Source organism: Alcanivorax sp. (assembly GCF_017794965.1).
Taxonomy (GTDB): domain Bacteria; phylum Pseudomonadota; class Gammaproteobacteria; order Pseudomonadales; family Alcanivoracaceae; genus Alcanivorax.
The window spans coordinates 700,358-715,773 of record NZ_CP051240.1; the positions used below are offsets into that span (position 1 = coordinate 700,358).

A 15,416-nucleotide genomic window follows, 5' to 3' on the forward strand; every position below is an offset into this window, starting at 1 on the left:
GTGCCGCCCATGTTTGAGAACCTGGACCTGACCAAGCTGATCTTTGGTCGCCTGACCTGGGATGCAATCCCGTTCCATGATCCGATCATCCTCGCCACCTTCGCGGTGGTAGCGGTGGGCGGTGTGGCCATGCTGGCCGCCATTACCCGCTACAAGCTGTGGGGTTACCTGTGGAACGAGTGGTTCACCACCATCGACCACAAGAAGATCGGCATCATGTACATCATCCTCGGTCTGGTGATGCTGCTGCGTGGCTTTGCCGATGCCATCATGATGCGTCTGCAGCAGGCGCTGGCTTTCGGGGATTCCGCGGGCTATCTGCCACCGGATCACTACGACCAGATCTTCACCGCCCACGGCGTGATCATGATCTTCTTCGTGGCCATGCCGCTGGTAACCGGGATCATGAACTACCTGATTCCGTTACAAATAGGCACCCGCGATGTGGCGTTCCCGTTCCTGAATAACTTCAGCTTCTGGATGACCACCGCTGGCGCCGTGCTGATGATGATGTCGCTGTTCATTGGTGAATTCGCCAAGACCGGCTGGCTGGCCTACCCGCCGCTATCGGGGATATTGCAGAGCCCCGGAGTCGGGGTGGATTACTACATCTGGTCGTTGCAGATTGCCGGTGTGGGCACCTTGCTGTCGGGCGTCAACCTGCTGGTGACCATCGTCAAGATGCGTGCACCGGGCATGAGCCTGATGAAGATGCCAGTGTTCACCTGGACGTCTCTGTGTACCAACGTATTGATCGTAGCGGCCTTCCCGGTGCTGACTGCCGTGTTGGGCATGCTGACCATGGACCGTTACCTGGACACCGCCTTCTTCACCAACGATCTGGGCGGCAATGCCATGATGTACGTGAACCTGATCTGGATCTGGGGTCACCCGGAGGTGTACATCCTGATCCTGCCGGTGTTCGGTATCTTCTCCGAGATCGTGGCCACCTACAGCCGCAAGCCGCTGTTCGGTTATACCTCCATGGTATACGCCACCGTGGTGATTACTGTGCTGTCCTACCTGGTATGGCTGCACCACTTCTTCACCATGGGCTCGGGGGCCAGCGTGAACTCGTTCTTCGGGATCACCACCATGATTATCTCGATCCCCACGGGCGCGAAGATCTTCAACTGGCTGTTCACCATGTTCCGCGGCCGCATCAAGTTCGATGTGCCGATGCTGTGGACCGTGGGCTTCATGGTCACCTTCGTGATCGGTGGCATGACCGGTGTCTTGCTGGCGGTACCGCCGGTGGACTTCGTGCTGCATAACAGCCTGTTCCTGATCGCGCATTTCCATAACGTGATCATTGGCGGTGTGCTGTTCGGTCTCTTTGCCGGTATCACCTACTGGTTCCCGAAGGCTACCGGATTCAAGCTGGATGAGTTCTGGGGCAAGATGTCCTTCTGGTTCTGGCTGATCGGTTTCTACTTCGCCTTCATGCCGCTGTACGTGCTTGGCCTGATGGGCGTGACCCGTCGCGTCAGCCACTTCGAAGATCAGTCCCTGCAGATCTGGTTCCAGATTGCCGCCTTCGGTGCGGTGCTGATTGCGGTGGGTATTGCTGCTTTCGTTATCCAGCTGGTGGTGAGTTTCAAGCGCCGCGAAGCCCTGAAGGACGAAACCGGTGATCCGTGGGATGGCCGCACTCTTGAGTGGTCCACTTCCTCACCGCCGCCGCCGTACAACTTTGCCTTCACGCCCCGCGTGCATGATCTGGATGCCTGGTGGCAGATGAAGCAGCACGGTTTCCAGCGTCCTGAATCCGGCTTTATCCCGATTCATATGCCCAAGGGCACCTGGGCGGGCATCGTGCTCTCCGGTATCAGTGTGGTGGTGGGCTTTGCCCTGATCTGGCACATGTGGCTGCTGGCAGGTGTGTCCTTTGTGGCCCTGATCGGCACGGCGATTTACCACACCTTCAACTACGACCGTGACTACTACATCCCGGCGGAAGAAGTAGCGCGGATTGAAGCAGAACGTACACGGGTGCTTGCCAATGTCTGATAACACCATGACTGCTGCTGTGAATGACAGCGACAAGAAGGCCCCGCTGGAATTTCTCGTGAAGGGGGATCACCACCCCCAGAACGGTACCCTGCTGGGTTTCTGGCTCTACCTGATGAGCGACTGTCTGATCTTCGCTTGTCTGTTTGCCACCTATGGTGTGCTCGGTCGCAGCTATGCGGGCGGGCCCACCGGCATGGAACTGTTCGATCTGAACCTGATCGCCATCAACACCTCGTTGCTGCTGATCTCGTCGATCACCTATGGCTTCGCCATGCTGCAAATGCAGGCCAACAAGGTGAAGGGCACCATGTTCTGGCTGGCCATTACCGGCCTGCTGGGCGCGGGCTTTCTTGGGCTGGAACTGTATGAGTTCCATCACCTGATTCACGTGGGCGCTGGCCCGCAGACCAGCGGTTTCTGGACCGCTTTCTTCGCGCTGGTAGGGACTCACGGTCTGCACGTGTTCTTCGGCATCGTGTGGCTGGTGACCCTGCTGTTCCAGTTGAAGAAGCACGGTTTGATTGTGGAAAACAAGCGCCGGGTATTCTGCCTGTCCATGTTCTGGCATTTCCTGGATGTGGTCTGGATCGGCGTATTTACTTACGTTTACCTGATGGGAGTGCTGCCATGAGCGAGCATACACACGAGCATGATCATCACGATGATGACATTCCCCATGTTTCCCTGAAGGAATACCTCACCGGTTTTGTGCTGGCGGTGATCCTCACCGTGATTCCGTTCTGGCTGGTGATGGGCAATGTATTTGAGAGCTCAGCCACCACCGTCCTGGTAATCCTGGCCTTTGCGCTGGTGCAGATCGTGGTGCACATGGTGTATTTCCTGCACATGAACTTCCATTCGGAAGGTGGCTGGAACATGCTGGCGCTGATTTTCACGTTGATCCTGGTGTTCATTACCCTCGCGGGTTCGTTGTGGGTGATGTACAACCTGAACGTGAACATGATGCCGGGGATGATGGAATAGGCGACGCTTCACGCGACACGCATCACGCAACATGCGTAAGACGGAAACCGGCATAGCCGATTTCTGCCTTACCTTTCACTACGTTTGAAGTGATGTTGGGGTGATGTAGGGGGAATGCAGAAATGTCCCGTTCGCGCTCCGTCCCGCCGTAGGAGCCTGCCTGCAGGCGAATCTGTCTTTGCTGGTGAAAGATCGCCTGCAGGCAGGCTCCTACGGATTCCTTCCCCTCTCCCTCCACGTTTGAAGAGGCATGACCATGGCTCGTCGGCGTTTTCTGGCTTTTGTTTTTCTGCTGCTGGCGGCGTTGGCCTTTGCTGGCTTTATGTCGCTGGGTGTCTGGCAGATAAAGCGGCTGGCGTGGAAGGAAGATCTGATTGCGCGTATCGATGCGCGGGTGCATGCGCAGGCCGTGGTGGCGCCTGCCCGGGAAGAGTGGGCAGACGTGACCCATGCCAGCCATGAATACCGCCCTGTGACGGTGACCGGGCACTATCGGCCGGAGGCCGTGTCATTGGTGTCCGCTGCCACGGAAGCGGGGCAGGGCTATTGGGTGATGGCGCCACTGCAACGGGCGGATGGCAGTTGGTTGTACATCAATCAGGGCTTTGTGCCTCAGTCCGAGCGCAAGCCGGCTCAGGCGGGTGAGTTTACTCCGCAGGGTGAAGTGACCGTGACCGGTCTGCTGCGTCTCAGCCATCCCGGCGGTGGCGTACTGCGTGACAACGTGCCCGCGGAAAATCGCTGGTATTCCCGCGATGTGCAGGCCATGGCGGCCAGACAAAGCATTGCCCCTGTAGCCCCGTTCTTTGTAGATGAGGCCAGAGCGGGGGAGGCCTTGCCGATCGGCGGGCTCACCGTTATCCAGTTCCGTAATAACCATCTGGTGTATGCCATCACCTGGTTCGCACTGGCGTTAGGCGTGGTACTGGCGGGGTGGCTGGTGCAGCGGCATCGCTGACGCTTTCACGTGGAAGCCGTTACACTGACGGCATGGAAACCATGAGTACAACCGATTCTGCCAACCGGCATCCCCTTTCCGCCCTGCGCAGTGTACTGGGCAGCGGTAGCGACGATGCCACCGGGCGCAAGAACCTGCAGCTGCTGATCCAGCTACGCTGGATTGCCATGTTCGGCCAGTTCGCCACCATTCTGGTGGTTTACTACGGGCTGGATGTGCCGCTGCCGGTGTCCAACATGTTGATCGTGTTGTTCGGCTTGTTGCTGTTCAACGCCCTGAGTGTATTGCGCCTGCGGGTGCGCCGCCCCATTGGAAACACTGAGCTGTTTCTGTCCCTGCTGGTGGACGTGGGCACACTCACCATGCTGCTTTTTCTTAGCGGCGGCGCCACCAACCCCTTCGTCTTTTTGTTTCTGCTGCAGGTGATTCTGGGCGCGGTATTGCTGGAGGCCTGGTCCACCTGGGTGATCCTGATTGTCACCACCCTGTGTTTTGGCTGGTTGGCCTGGTACGGGCATCCCTTGCCCATGCCTTTGGATCATTCCCGTGGGCTGTTCAGTCTGTATATCGAAGGCATGTTGATCTGCTTTGTGCTCAACGGCGGCTTGCTGGTGATCTTTATCAACCGCATTAACCGCAACAAGCGTCAGCGGGATGAGCGTCTGGCGGAATTGCGTCAGCGTGCGGCAGAGGAAGAGCACATTGTCCGCATGGGGCTGCTGGCGTCCGGCGCCGCCCACGAGCTGGGCACGCCGCTGGCCACCCTGTCGGTGATTCTGGGGGATTGGAAACACATGGCGCCGTTCAAGAATGATCCGGACATGGCGCAGGAAATCGCCGAAATGCAGACCCAGGTGCTGCGCTGCAAATCCATTGTCAGCGGCATTCTTTTGTCTGCCGGTGAAACCCGCGGCGAAGCCTCCGAGGAAACCACAGTGCGGGAGTTCCTCGATGAGCTGGTGGCGGAATGGCGTGACACGCGGCCGGTGAAGGATTTCATCTACATGAATGATTTCGGCACCGACCTGCGTATTGTCTCCGACGACGCGCTCAAGCAAAGCATTCATAATGTATTGGATAATGCCCTGGAGGCCTCGCCGAACTGGGTGCGGCTGGATGTGCATCGCGAAGACGAGACGCTGCTGATTTCAGTGACTGACCGGGGTCCCGGCTTCCCGGAAGACATGCTGGACAGTATCGGCCGTCCGTATCAGTCCACCAAGGGCAGACCGGGCAGTGGCCTGGGGCTGTTTCTGGTGATGAATGTATTGCGCACTCTGGGCGGCAATCTGCGCGCCCGTAATCTGGTCCAAGGCGGGGCGTTGGTGACGCTGTCGCTGCCCCTGAACACCGTGACGCTGGAAGAGGAGGGCTAACATGTCTGACGCTATCGAAAATGAAGGGCGGCTGTTGCTCATCGTAGAAGATGACGAAGCGTTTGCCCGCACCCTGGGGCGTTCCTTCGAGCGCCGTGGCTATACCGTGGTGACGGCGGACAGTCATGAGGCCATGGAGAAGGTGCTCAAGACCCACAATCCGGGTTACGCGGTGGTGGATCTCAAGATCAAGGGCGAAGCTTCCGGGCTGGCCTGTGTGCAGACCCTGCACCAGCACAATGAAGAGACCCTGATCGTGGTCCTTACCGGTTACGCCAGCATTGCCACCGCGGTGGAAGCGGTGAAGCTGGGCGCCTGCCATTACCTGGCCAAACCTTCCAACACCGATGATATCGAGGATGCCTTCCAGCGTGCGGAAGGGACCACCGATGTGTCGCTCACCGCGCGGTCGTCGGACCTGAAAACCCTCGAATGGGAACGCATCCACGAAACCCTGGCCGAGACCGGCTTCAACATTTCCGAAACCGCCCGCCGCCTGGGCATGCATCGCCGCACCCTTGCCCGCAAGCTGGAAAAACAACGCGTCAAGTAAAGCAATTAATAGTTAACAGTGAATAGTTAATAGCTAAATCCAAAGACAAAAGCTTTCGGGTCAGCTAACGCCCCGTAGGAGCTTGCCTGCAAGCGATCCGAGCCTCGGCGAGGTATGGATTCCAGAGACGCGAGGTGCGAGTTGCGAAAATCTCACAACCTCGAGAATGAACGCGGTGTTTTGCCTTTCGAAACTTGTTCCTCGTCAGTCGAAACAGATTCCCTCGCTGTCGCTCGGTTCGCCCAGGCAAGCTGGGCTCCTACAAAAGCGATGCCTGTCGAATGGCGGTCATGTCATTCGATTAGCTATGGATAGCCAATCATCTCAAGGAGAGAAACCATGTCTGATGTGAAGATCAACCCCTACCTGAATTTTCCGGGCAGCTGCCGGGAGGCCTTCGAGCTGTATGCCCAGGTGCTGGAGGCGCCGGTGACCTTTCTGATCACTATGGGAGAAACGCCCATGGCGGAAGAGGTGCCGAAGGAGATGCATGATCGGATTTGTCATATCTGTCTGGAACGCGATGGTTTGACGTTGATGGGTTCGGATTGTCCGCCAGACCAGTATGAGACGCCGCAGGGCACCATTATCAATATCGGAATGGAATCGGTGGAGAAAGCCGAATTGGTATTTGCCCAGTTGAGTGAAGGGGGGCGGGTCACCATGCCTTTGGAGGAGACCTTCTGGGCAAAACGGTTCGGTATGTGTGTAGACCGGTTTGGGGTGCCGTGGATGGTGAATTGCGATAAGCCCATGCCGTAATACACAGCATTCCCTGCTTCACGGTGCCGCTGTAGGAGCTTGCCTGCAAGCGATCCGAGCCTCGGCGAGGTACGGATTCCAGAGACGCGAGTAACGAGTTTCGAGTTGCGAAAATCTCAAAACCTCCAGAATGCGCAAAGTGTTTTGCCTTTCGAAACTCGTGACCCGCAACTCGAATCTTTTTACCTCGCTGTTGCTCAGATCGCCTGCAGGCAGGCTCCTACGGTGTGTGTCGCGATCTCCGCGACCTAGTGCAGCTGTTCAGGGGGTGGGGTGTAGCGGTGGGGGGGCAGGTCGACGCGGTGCACCGTGCCGCCCATGACGATGGTGTGGCCCTGATAGCGTTCGCCGCCGGTGACGGTGAATTCGAAGCGGTAGATGCGGGTGATGCGTAGCTTGCCGTTGCTGTCCCGTTGCAGGGTCAGCTTGTCCATGCCCACGGTGTCGTCGAGAAACTCCAGCGCTTCCCGTTCACAGTATTTGCGTGTGTAGGCCAGGGCCCGCTCACGGATTCCGTGGGAGCGCCAGAACAGGGCGGCGATGATCACCACGGCGGTGACCAGAAAGATATCCCCCAAATCCAGATTCATCGCGAGGCTCCCGGCGGGCCGCCGAACAGACTGAGCCACTGGGCTTCGCTGAGGTTGTCCAGGGTATCCAGGTTGCGTTCGGGAATGGCTTCCGGGTCCGGGTAGCTGGCGAGCCCCTGCTCCAGACTGTCTTCACGCAGCAGGTGCAGGATCGGGAAGGGCGCCCGGTTGGTGTAGTTGCCCGGGTCGTCCGCTTCCGTGTCGGCAAACTGATAGGCCGGGTGGAAGCTGGCGATCTGGAAGGTGCCTACCCAGTCCTGCTGTTCCAGCAGGGCGTCGGCCAGATCCAGCATGTCGTTGTAGTCGTAAAAGTCATCCAGTTGATCGGGGATGATAAGCAGGGTGGTGTCGATGGTGCTGGCGGGTGTCGTCGCCAGTTTTTCCAGTTCGTCGTAGAGATCCTGCAGCAGGGTTTCCACGTTGCGGCTGTCGGTCACGGCAAAACGCACCTGGCCTTTCTGGAAGGGTTTGCGGGCGAAGGGGCACAGGTTCAGGCCGATCACCACCTGTTCCAGCCATTGGCGGGTCTGGTTGATGTAGCGGGTTTTTTCCACGTCGTTCATGCGGTGAAGCGCTCTAAAAAGTGTCGTAGGGCGGAAATTCCCGGAGGGAATCTCCGCCGCTGGGTGTTCATGGCGGAGATTGGCTGGCGCCAATTTCCGCCCTACGGTCGAGTTGCAAGTGACAAGTTTCAAGTTGCAACGCGGAAGATGTCCGATGTTATCTTCGACTCTTCAGTCCGCGCCCTGCGTTGGTTCGCGGCCACGGCGCTGAAATTCTGTTGGCCTTGCTCCGCGTTGAACCTTGAAGCTTGACCCTCATTCGCTGGGGATCACAATGTCGTCGCCCACTCTCACCACGCCTGTTGAGAGGATCTCGCAGCGTAGACCGCCGCGGCCCATGAAGGACTGGATGATGCGGGTGGGCGTAAGCTCGCCGGCCAGCAGTTTGCCCACCACCGAGCAGGGCTCACACAGCTCGATGCCGCGCACCCGCACCGGGCCGATCATGAATTCATGGCCCTCCAGGGCATTGAGATCCACGCCCTGGGTAACGATGTTGCGGCGCAGCTGGTGGGGCTGCACTTCCTGGCCGAACTCTTCGTTGAAGGCGTCCACGGCCTCATGCTCGATCAGGGTGAGCTGCTCTTCGGGTTTGGTATTGCGCTTGTAGTGGCGGTCACCAACGATGCCGCAGCCGGCACGCAATTGCACGGCTTCGTGGCCGGTCATGGGGCCACGGGACTCATCGGCGGTGTAGAGGGCGACAATATTCATGGCTGGGGACGCCCGACGCCGGCTGCCCGACGCCAGACGCAAAAAGCATCCGGTTGACGTTGTGCGATCTAGTTTACATGAGAGCGGGGGCGGCTGAATTCAATCTGCACGGTAGATTTGGCTTCTGGCTTGCTGTGGGGGCGTGCTTGCACGCGAAAGGGTGACTGGAAAGCTTCGCGTGCAAGCACGCTCCCACGGAGTTTCCTCCATGGGCTCCCGGTAAGGCGTCCGGCGTCTGGCGTCCGGCGTTAACATTGACTACAATTTCAGCCATCGACCTCGCTTGAGAAAGGACGTCCCCCTTGGACCGTACCCCGATCAACAGCTCTGCTTCCCTGTCCGCACCCGCCAGCTGGCGATGGTGACGCTTTCCCTGTGTTTGTGCGCATCACGTCTGCACTGACACCCCCCTTTGCTCTACAATCTGCATTCTCGATATCGGCCTCCCAGAGAAAGGTCGGATAAGGAAAAACCATGTCACCACAAGAACTGGATCGTTACGCCCAAGAGGGCTACACCCGCGTCCCTGTTGTCCGCGAGGTGCTGGCGGATCTGGATACGCCGCTGACGGCGTACCGCAAGCTGGCCCAGGGGCCTTACAGCTACCTGTTTGAATCCGTGCAGGGCGGCGAGCAATGGGGCCGCTATTCCATCCTTGGCTTGCCCGCTGAAGAAGTCATTCGCATCACTGGCCAGAAGGTCTCGGTGAGCAATGCCGATGGTGAAACCCAGCTAGATGTGGAAGATCCGATCCGCTGGATCGAGAGCTATCGCCAGCAGTATCGGTCTCCGGAACTGCCCGGGCTGCCCCGTTTCAATGGTGGTCTGGTGGGTTATTTCGGTTATGACAGCGTGCGTTATTTCGAGCCGCGGCTGGGCCCGGCACCGGGCAAGGATGTGTTGGGCGTGCCCGATATCCTGCTGATGCGTTCCGAAGAAGTGGTGGTGTTCGACAACCTGCGTGGTTCGCTGTATCTGATCGTGCACGTGGACCCCACTGCTGCCGATGCCGCAGAGCAGGCAGAGGTCCGGCTGGAGGCCCTGGAGGAGAAACTGCGGGCGCCGCTGCCGGAGCCCGAGCATACGGTGTATGGCGATCCGGTGGACGAAAGTGATTTTCAGAGCGAGTTCCCGGAAGCCCAGTTCAAGGCCGGGGTGGAGAAGGTGCGCGAGTACATTCTCGCCGGCGATGTGATGCAGGTGGTGCCGGCCCAGCGCATGAGCTGCCCTTTCAAGGCGCCGGCCATGGATCTGTACCGCGCTCTGCGCTACCTGAACCCGTCGCCGTACATGTTCTATCTGGATCTGGATGACTTCCACATTGCCGGTTCTTCGCCGGAAATCCTTGCCCGGGCCGAGCAGGGGCGGGTGACCGTGCGCCCCATTGCCGGTACCCGCAAGCGCGGTGCCTCCACCGAGGAAGACAAGGCCCTGGAAGCGGACCTGCTGGCGGATCCGAAGGAAATCGCCGAGCATCTGATGCTGATCGATCTGGGCCGCAACGATGTGGGCCGGGTGGCCAAACCTGGCAAGGTGAACCTCACCGACAAGATGGTGGTAGAGCGCTATTCCCACGTGATGCACATCGTTTCCAACGTGGAAGGCGAGCTGAAGGACGGCCAGGGGCCGTTGGAAGTGCTCAGTGCCACCTTCCCGGCGGGTACCCTGAGTGGCGCGCCAAAGATTCGCGCCATGGAAATCATTGATGAGCTGGAACCCACCAAGCGCGGCATCTATGGCGGTGCAGTGGGTTACATCGGCTTCAACGGCGATATGGACACGGCCATCGCCATCCGCACCGCGGTGGTGAAGGACGAGCGGCTGTACGTGCAGGCGGGCGCCGGCATTGTGGCTGACTCGGTGCCCCAGTCCGAGTGGGACGAGACCATGAACAAAGCCCGGGCAGTATTCCGGGCGGTGAACCTGGCATTGGGTGGTCTCAACCTGGCAGACGGAGGGCAGCGGTAATGCGTGTCTTGATGATCGATAACTACGACAGTTTTACCTACAACCTGGTGCAGTATCTGCAGGAACTGGGCGCCGAGGTGCTGGTACATCGCAACGACCAGATCACCCTTGAGGAGATTGAAGCCCTCAACCCGGACCGGTTGATGGTATCGCCGGGGCCCTGTACGCCTAATGAGGCCGGGATTTCCATTGCGGCTATCAAGCACTTTGCCGGCAAGCTGCCTATTCTGGGTGTGTGCCTGGGACACCAGAGCATCGGTCAGGCGTTTGGCGGCGAGGTGGTGCGGGCCCGTCAGGTGATGCACGGCAAGACCTCGCCGATCTATCACAGTGGCGTGGGCATCTTCCGGGATCTGCCGTCCCCCTACATCGCCACCCGCTACCACTCCCTGGTGGTGGAAAAGGGCAGCCTGCCAGATTGTCTGGAGATCACGGCCTGGACCCAGAATGAAGACGGCAGTATGGACGAGATCATGGGCATGCGGCACAAGACCCTGCCGATTGAGGGGGTGCAGTATCACCCGGAGTCCATCCTCAGTGAGCACGGCCACGCCCTGCTCGACAATTTTCTGAAAGGAGAGCAAGGCGCATGAATATTCAGGAAGCCCTGGCCAAGGTGGTCGAGCAGATTGATTTGAGCGTGGACGAGATGCAGGACGTGATGCGCCAGATCATGACCGGCGGCGCCACCGATGCCCAGATCGGCGGATTCCTGGTGGCCCTGCGCATGAAAAGCGAATCCCTGGATGAAATTACCGGTGGTGTGCAGGTGATGCGCGAGCTGGTGACCGCAGTGCCGGTGGCCAATCGCCAGTATCTGGTAGATATCGTCGGCACCGGTGGTGATGGCGCCAACCTGTTCAATGTGTCCTCGGCCAGTGCCTTTGTGGCCGCAGCCGCCGGTGCCCACGTGGCCAAGCACGGTGGCCGTTCGGTGAGCTCCAGCAGTGGTTCTGCTGACCTGCTGGAAACCGCCGGGATTGCCCTGGACCTGACCCCGGAACAGATTGGAAGCTGTGTGGACAACGTGGGCGTGGGCTTCATGTTTGCTCCCAACCACCACAAGGCCATGAAGTATGCGGTGGGCCCGCGCAAGGAACTGGGTATGCGTACCCTGTTCAATATCCTCGGACCGATGACCAACCCGGCTGGCGTGCAGCGCCTGGTGCTGGGGGTGTTCAGCGAGAAACTGTGCCGGCCCATGGCAGAAGTGATGGGGCGCCTGGGCGCTGAGCACGTGATGGTGGTGCACAGCAAGGACGGCCTGGACGAGATTTCCCTGGCCACCCGCACCCATGTGGCGGAGTTCAAGGACGGTGCCGTGAGCGAGTATGACGTGACCCCGGAAGATCTGGGGCTTGATTCCGCCTCCTTGGTGGGGCTGGATGTAAGCAGCTCTGATGGCTCCCTGGCCCTGATCAAGGATGCCCTGGGCAAGCGCACCACAGACGCGGCCAGCAAGGCGGCGGACATGATTGCACTGAATGCCGGTGCAGCTATCTATGTGAGCGGTATTACCCGAACTCACAAAGAGGGGGTACGCATGGCCGAAGACCTGATACACAATGGAGAGGCAGCGGAACGCATGCGTGAGCTTGCCCAGTTCAGTACTGCCCTTACGGCGGCGGACTGACAGGCCAGGACAGGGAGTATCGTTATGAGTACCGGCACTATTCTCGACAAGATTATTGCCCGCAAGCAGGAAGAGATTGCGGTGGGCAAGAACAACTACACCCTCGGTGATCTGCAATCCATGGCGGAGAACCAGGGCAAGGCCCGCGGTTTTGCCCGCGCCCTGTTTGACCGGGTGCGTGACAAGCAGCCGGCGGTGATTGCCGAAATCAAGAAGGCGTCCCCCAGCAAGGGGGTGATACGCGATGATTTCGATCCGGTGGCCATTGCCCGGAGCTATGAAAAGCATGGCGCAGCCTGTCTGTCAGTGCTCACTGACCAGGATTTTTTCCAGGGCCACGAAGATTACCTACGGGCCGCCCGGAACGCGGTGGAACTGCCGGTGATTCGCAAGGATTTCATGATCGACCCCTGGCAGATCTTCGAATCCCGTGCCATGGGCGCCGATGCGGTGCTGTTGATCGTGGCGGCCCTGTCCGATGCTCAGCTGGACGAGCTTAACCATGCTGCCCAGCAGGCCGGCTGTGACGTGCTGGTGGAAGTGCACACCGAAGAAGAGCTGGAGCGGGCGGTGAAGCTGAACGCGGAGCTGATCGGCATCAACAACCGCAACCTGCATACCTTCGAGACCAGCCTGGACACCACGCTGACCCTGGCCGAAAACGTGCCCGCCGACCGCATGATCATCACCGAAAGCGGCATCCACACCGCCGCGGATGTGAAGCTGATGCGCAGCAACGGCATTCATGCCTTCCTGGTGGGAGAAGCGTTCATGCGCGAAGCGGACCCGGGGGAGGGGCTGAAGGCGCTGTTCTTCAGTTAATAGTTATACTGAATAGTTAATAGCTGCGCGTGATGCGTGGGTATTGGCGTACAGCATAGAGGCCGCGCCCATGAATTGGGTGCGGCTTCTTCGTTTCTACAGAGTCGCCGTAGGAGCCCAGCTTGCCTGGGCGATCCGAGCCTCGGCGAGGTAGGGTTGCAGGCCGTGACAGGTTTCTCTATCGAATCCCTGTCTGCCTGGAATGCCAGGTAGCGCCGCGGATGATGACGTGCTCCGCACGGTTCGCCCAGGCAAGCTGGGCTCCTGCGGTGACTTTGTAGAACGGTCGGCTACAGATAAAAGTGGCCGCGTCCAGATTCTGGTTGCGGCCTTGTTGTTTCAAGGAGGAAGCATGACAGCTAAGTCACCGGAGGAATGTCTGGGGATGGAGGATATTCGTGCCGAAATTGATCGCCGGGATCGTGAGATTATCGCCTTGCTCGGCGAGAGGGCGGGTTATGTGCATGCCGCAGCGGCCTTCAAGACCAGCGAAGATGGTGTCAGGGCGCCAGAACGGTTCCGGACCATGCTGCAGACCCGAAGAGAGTGGGCGGAGCAGGAAGGGCTGGATGCGGATATGGTCGAGAAGCTGTACCGGGATTTGGTGGAGCACTTTATCCAGCGGGAAATGGCGGCTTTTAAAGGCAGTTAATAGTTAATAGTGAATAATTAATAGCTGCGCGGGATGTGTGGGGGTTGGCTTACAGGATAGAGGCCGCGTCCAGAGATTGGGCGCGGCCTCTGTGTATGAACAGCTTTGTTACGAAGCCACCGTAGGAGCCCAGCTTGTCTGGGCGATCCGAGCCTTGGCGAGGTAGGGCTGCAGGCCGTGACGGGTGTCTCTATCGAATTCCTGTCTGCCTGGAATGCCTGGTTGCGCCCGGATGATGCGGTGCTTCGCACGGTTCGCCCAGGCAAGCTGGGCTCCTACGGTGGCTTGAAGGAAGTGTTTGTACAAACAAAGAGGCCGCACCCGGATTCCGGGCGCGGCCTCAATGCTTTCAGATCAGAATGGTGCCAATCCGCGCAGCTATTAATTATTCACTATTAACTATTAATTGCTTTTCAGCGCGTGCCGTAAACCACCATGGTCTTGCCCTTCACAGATACCAGACCCTGTTCTTCCAGATTCTTCAGTACCCGGCCCACCATTTCACGGGAGCAGCCGACGATGCGGCCGATTTCCTGGCGGGTGACCTTGATTTGCATGCCGTCGGGGTGGGTCATGGCGTCGGGTTGTTTGCACAAGTCCAGCAGGGTGCCTGCCACGCGGCCGGTTACGTCCAGGAACGCCAGGTCACCCACCTTTCGGGTAGTGGCGCGCAGGCGGCCGGCGATCTGGGCGGAGACGGCGAACAGGATATCGGCGTCTTCGCGGGCCAGCTGCTTGAATTTTGCGTAGCTGACTTCCGCTACTTCACATTCACTCTTGGCCTTAACCCAGGCAGAGCGGGACGGGTCATTCTCGAACAGCCCCATTTCACCGAAGAAATCCCCCTCATTGAGGTAGGCCATGATCATTTCGCGGCCGTCATCATCCTCGATCATGACGGTCACAGACCCCTTCAGAATGTAATACAGTGCATCTGACTCATCCCCGGCATAGATAATTGTGCTTTTCGCCGGATATTTGCGACGGTGACAATTGGCCAGGAAATGGTCCAGATTTGGAATAATTTTGTTGCCTTCAGTCATGGGCGCTCAGTCTTAAGCCAGAAAAATGTCTTAGCCAATAAGTCATGGATATTGCCTGTTTTTATGGGTCATGCCAAGGGAACTGGCTCTCACTCTCGCTTTTCCCGGCCCGGACGGTGGCCCAGGGGGGACAAAGCCGCTCACTGGCTAGCCAGAACGGCATGTAAAAGCCATTGCAGGCGCTGACAAAAGGGGGTGGCGAAGCCCCCCTGCTATGGTACTCTGCGCGCCTTTTTACGGGGTTGTGGATCCCGCATCAACAGACTCAGGAGACGGCCATGAAAGCAGTGGTTCAGTGGCAGGGCGAAGCCTGCTACGAAGGGCAGACGGAAAGCGGCCATCAGGTGCTGATGGACGGTCCGCCGGATCACGGTGGCCAGAACCGGGGTCCACGGCCCATGGAAACCCTGCTGCTGGGCGTGGGTGGCTGCTCGTCCTTTGATGTGGTGCATATCCTGAAAAAATCCCGCCAGGACGTGACCGACTGCCGGTGTGAGCTGACCGCCGAGCGTGTGGATGACGTGCCGGCGGTATTCAGCAAGATTCATCTGCATTTCATCGTGAGCGGTAATAACCTGAAAGAGAATCAGGTGAAGCGTGCCGTGGAGCTGTCTGCAGAGAAGTATTGTTCTGCCAGCATCATGCTGACTCGCGGTGGTGTTGAGATCACCCATAGTTATACCATTGAACCCTGATCGATAACGATCAGGGCAAGTTTCCCGGCGGCTGCCGGGGAGAGGGCGAGACGGCGAGTGCCGTTTTGCATCCAGGTCGCCGCCGTGGGG

At 58.9% G+C, this 15,416-nt stretch carries 17 protein-coding genes; 13 read left to right on the plus strand and 4 right to left on the minus strand.

What is annotated here, in order from left to right; genetic code table 11:
* Positions 1–9: 9 nt before the first annotated feature.
* The 7 genes from cyoB (at position 10) to HF945_RS03120 (ending at position 6,646) form a co-directional block, all read left to right on the plus strand.
* Complete coding sequence (gene cyoB / locus HF945_RS03090; RefSeq protein WP_290524294.1) at positions 10–2,010, plus strand: cytochrome o ubiquinol oxidase subunit I; 2,001 nt, start codon at positions 10–12, stop codon at positions 2,008–2,010.
* Complete coding sequence (gene cyoC / locus HF945_RS03095; protein ID WP_290524295.1) at positions 2,003–2,644, plus strand: cytochrome o ubiquinol oxidase subunit III; 642 nt, start codon at positions 2,003–2,005, stop codon at positions 2,642–2,644. The genes cyoB and cyoC overlap by 8 nt, the downstream gene beginning before the upstream one ends.
* Positions 2,641–2,997: a cytochrome o ubiquinol oxidase subunit IV gene (gene cyoD, locus HF945_RS03100; protein ID WP_290524296.1), complete on the plus strand. Its 357-nt coding sequence runs from the start codon at positions 2,641–2,643 to the stop codon at positions 2,995–2,997. Before cyoC ends, cyoD begins: the two co-directional genes overlap by 4 nt.
* A gap of 256 nt (positions 2,998–3,253) precedes the next feature.
* Positions 3,254–3,955 (plus strand): SURF1 family protein, encoded by a 702-nt coding sequence (locus HF945_RS03105; protein ID WP_290524297.1) that lies wholly within the window; start codon positions 3,254–3,256, stop codon positions 3,953–3,955.
* A gap of 41 nt (positions 3,956–3,996) precedes the next feature.
* Positions 3,997–5,331, plus strand: a complete 1,335-nt coding sequence (locus HF945_RS03110) for an ATP-binding protein (RefSeq protein ID WP_290524298.1) — start codon at positions 3,997–3,999, stop codon at positions 5,329–5,331.
* 1 nt (position 5,332) lies between these two features.
* Positions 5,333–5,884 (plus strand): response regulator transcription factor, encoded by a 552-nt coding sequence (locus tag HF945_RS03115; protein WP_290524299.1) that lies wholly within the window; start codon positions 5,333–5,335, stop codon positions 5,882–5,884.
* 339 nt (positions 5,885–6,223) lie between these two features.
* Entirely contained in the window at positions 6,224–6,646 is a 423-nt protein-coding gene (locus HF945_RS03120; RefSeq protein ID WP_290524300.1) for a VOC family protein, read from the plus strand.
* Between the two features lie 248 nt (positions 6,647–6,894).
* Here HF945_RS03120 and HF945_RS03125 read toward each other — a convergent pair whose 3' ends face one another.
* The 3 genes from HF945_RS03125 to HF945_RS03135 all read right to left on the minus strand — a co-directional run bounded on the left by HF945_RS03125 (position 6,895) and on the right by HF945_RS03135 (position 8,513).
* Positions 6,895–7,236, minus strand: a complete 342-nt coding sequence (locus HF945_RS03125) for a DUF3301 domain-containing protein (protein WP_290524301.1) — start codon at positions 7,234–7,236, stop codon at positions 6,895–6,897.
* Entirely contained in the window at positions 7,233–7,799 is a 567-nt protein-coding gene (locus HF945_RS03130; RefSeq protein ID WP_290524302.1) for a DUF1415 domain-containing protein, read from the minus strand. Before HF945_RS03130 ends, HF945_RS03125 begins: the two co-directional genes overlap by 4 nt.
* A 255-nt stretch (positions 7,800–8,054) precedes the next feature.
* Complete coding sequence (locus HF945_RS03135) at positions 8,055–8,513, minus strand: MOSC domain-containing protein (RefSeq protein ID WP_290524303.1); 459 nt, start codon at positions 8,511–8,513, stop codon at positions 8,055–8,057.
* Between the two features lie 474 nt (positions 8,514–8,987).
* On the opposite strand from HF945_RS03135, the gene trpE reads away from it, so the two are divergent.
* The 5 genes from trpE to HF945_RS03160 all read left to right on the plus strand — a co-directional run bounded on the left by trpE (position 8,988) and on the right by HF945_RS03160 (position 13,588).
* Positions 8,988–10,481, plus strand: coding sequence for an anthranilate synthase component I (gene trpE / locus HF945_RS03140; protein WP_290524304.1), 1,494 nt, complete (start codon positions 8,988–8,990; stop codon positions 10,479–10,481).
* Positions 10,481–11,074 carry an aminodeoxychorismate/anthranilate synthase component II gene (locus tag HF945_RS03145; RefSeq protein WP_290524305.1) on the plus strand — a complete coding sequence of 198 codons (594 nt, stop codon included), beginning with the start codon at positions 10,481–10,483 and terminating at the stop codon, positions 11,072–11,074. The genes trpE and HF945_RS03145 overlap by 1 nt, the downstream gene beginning before the upstream one ends.
* Positions 11,071–12,114, plus strand: coding sequence for an anthranilate phosphoribosyltransferase (gene trpD, locus HF945_RS03150; protein ID WP_290524306.1), 1,044 nt, complete (start codon positions 11,071–11,073; stop codon positions 12,112–12,114). The genes HF945_RS03145 and trpD overlap by 4 nt, the downstream gene beginning before the upstream one ends.
* A 24-nt stretch (positions 12,115–12,138) precedes the next feature.
* A complete protein-coding gene (gene trpC, locus HF945_RS03155) occupies positions 12,139–12,936 on the plus strand; it encodes an indole-3-glycerol phosphate synthase TrpC (protein ID WP_290524307.1) in 798 nt (265 codons plus the stop codon).
* Between the two features lie 352 nt (positions 12,937–13,288).
* The gene (locus HF945_RS03160; protein ID WP_290524308.1) at positions 13,289–13,588 is read left to right on the plus strand and encodes an isochorismate lyase; all 300 of its coding nucleotides are present in this window, start codon (positions 13,289–13,291) and stop codon (positions 13,586–13,588) included.
* A gap of 413 nt (positions 13,589–14,001) precedes the next feature.
* On the opposite strand, the gene crp is transcribed toward HF945_RS03160, so the two are convergent.
* Entirely contained in the window at positions 14,002–14,631 is a 630-nt protein-coding gene (crp, locus tag HF945_RS03165; protein ID WP_035233015.1) for a cAMP-activated global transcriptional regulator CRP, read from the minus strand.
* Positions 14,632–14,909: 278 nt separating this feature from the next.
* On the opposite strand from crp, the gene HF945_RS03170 reads away from it, so the two are divergent.
* Complete coding sequence (locus tag HF945_RS03170; RefSeq protein WP_290524309.1) at positions 14,910–15,326, plus strand: OsmC family protein; 417 nt, start codon at positions 14,910–14,912, stop codon at positions 15,324–15,326.
* The last annotated feature ends 90 nt before the right edge of the window (positions 15,327–15,416 follow it).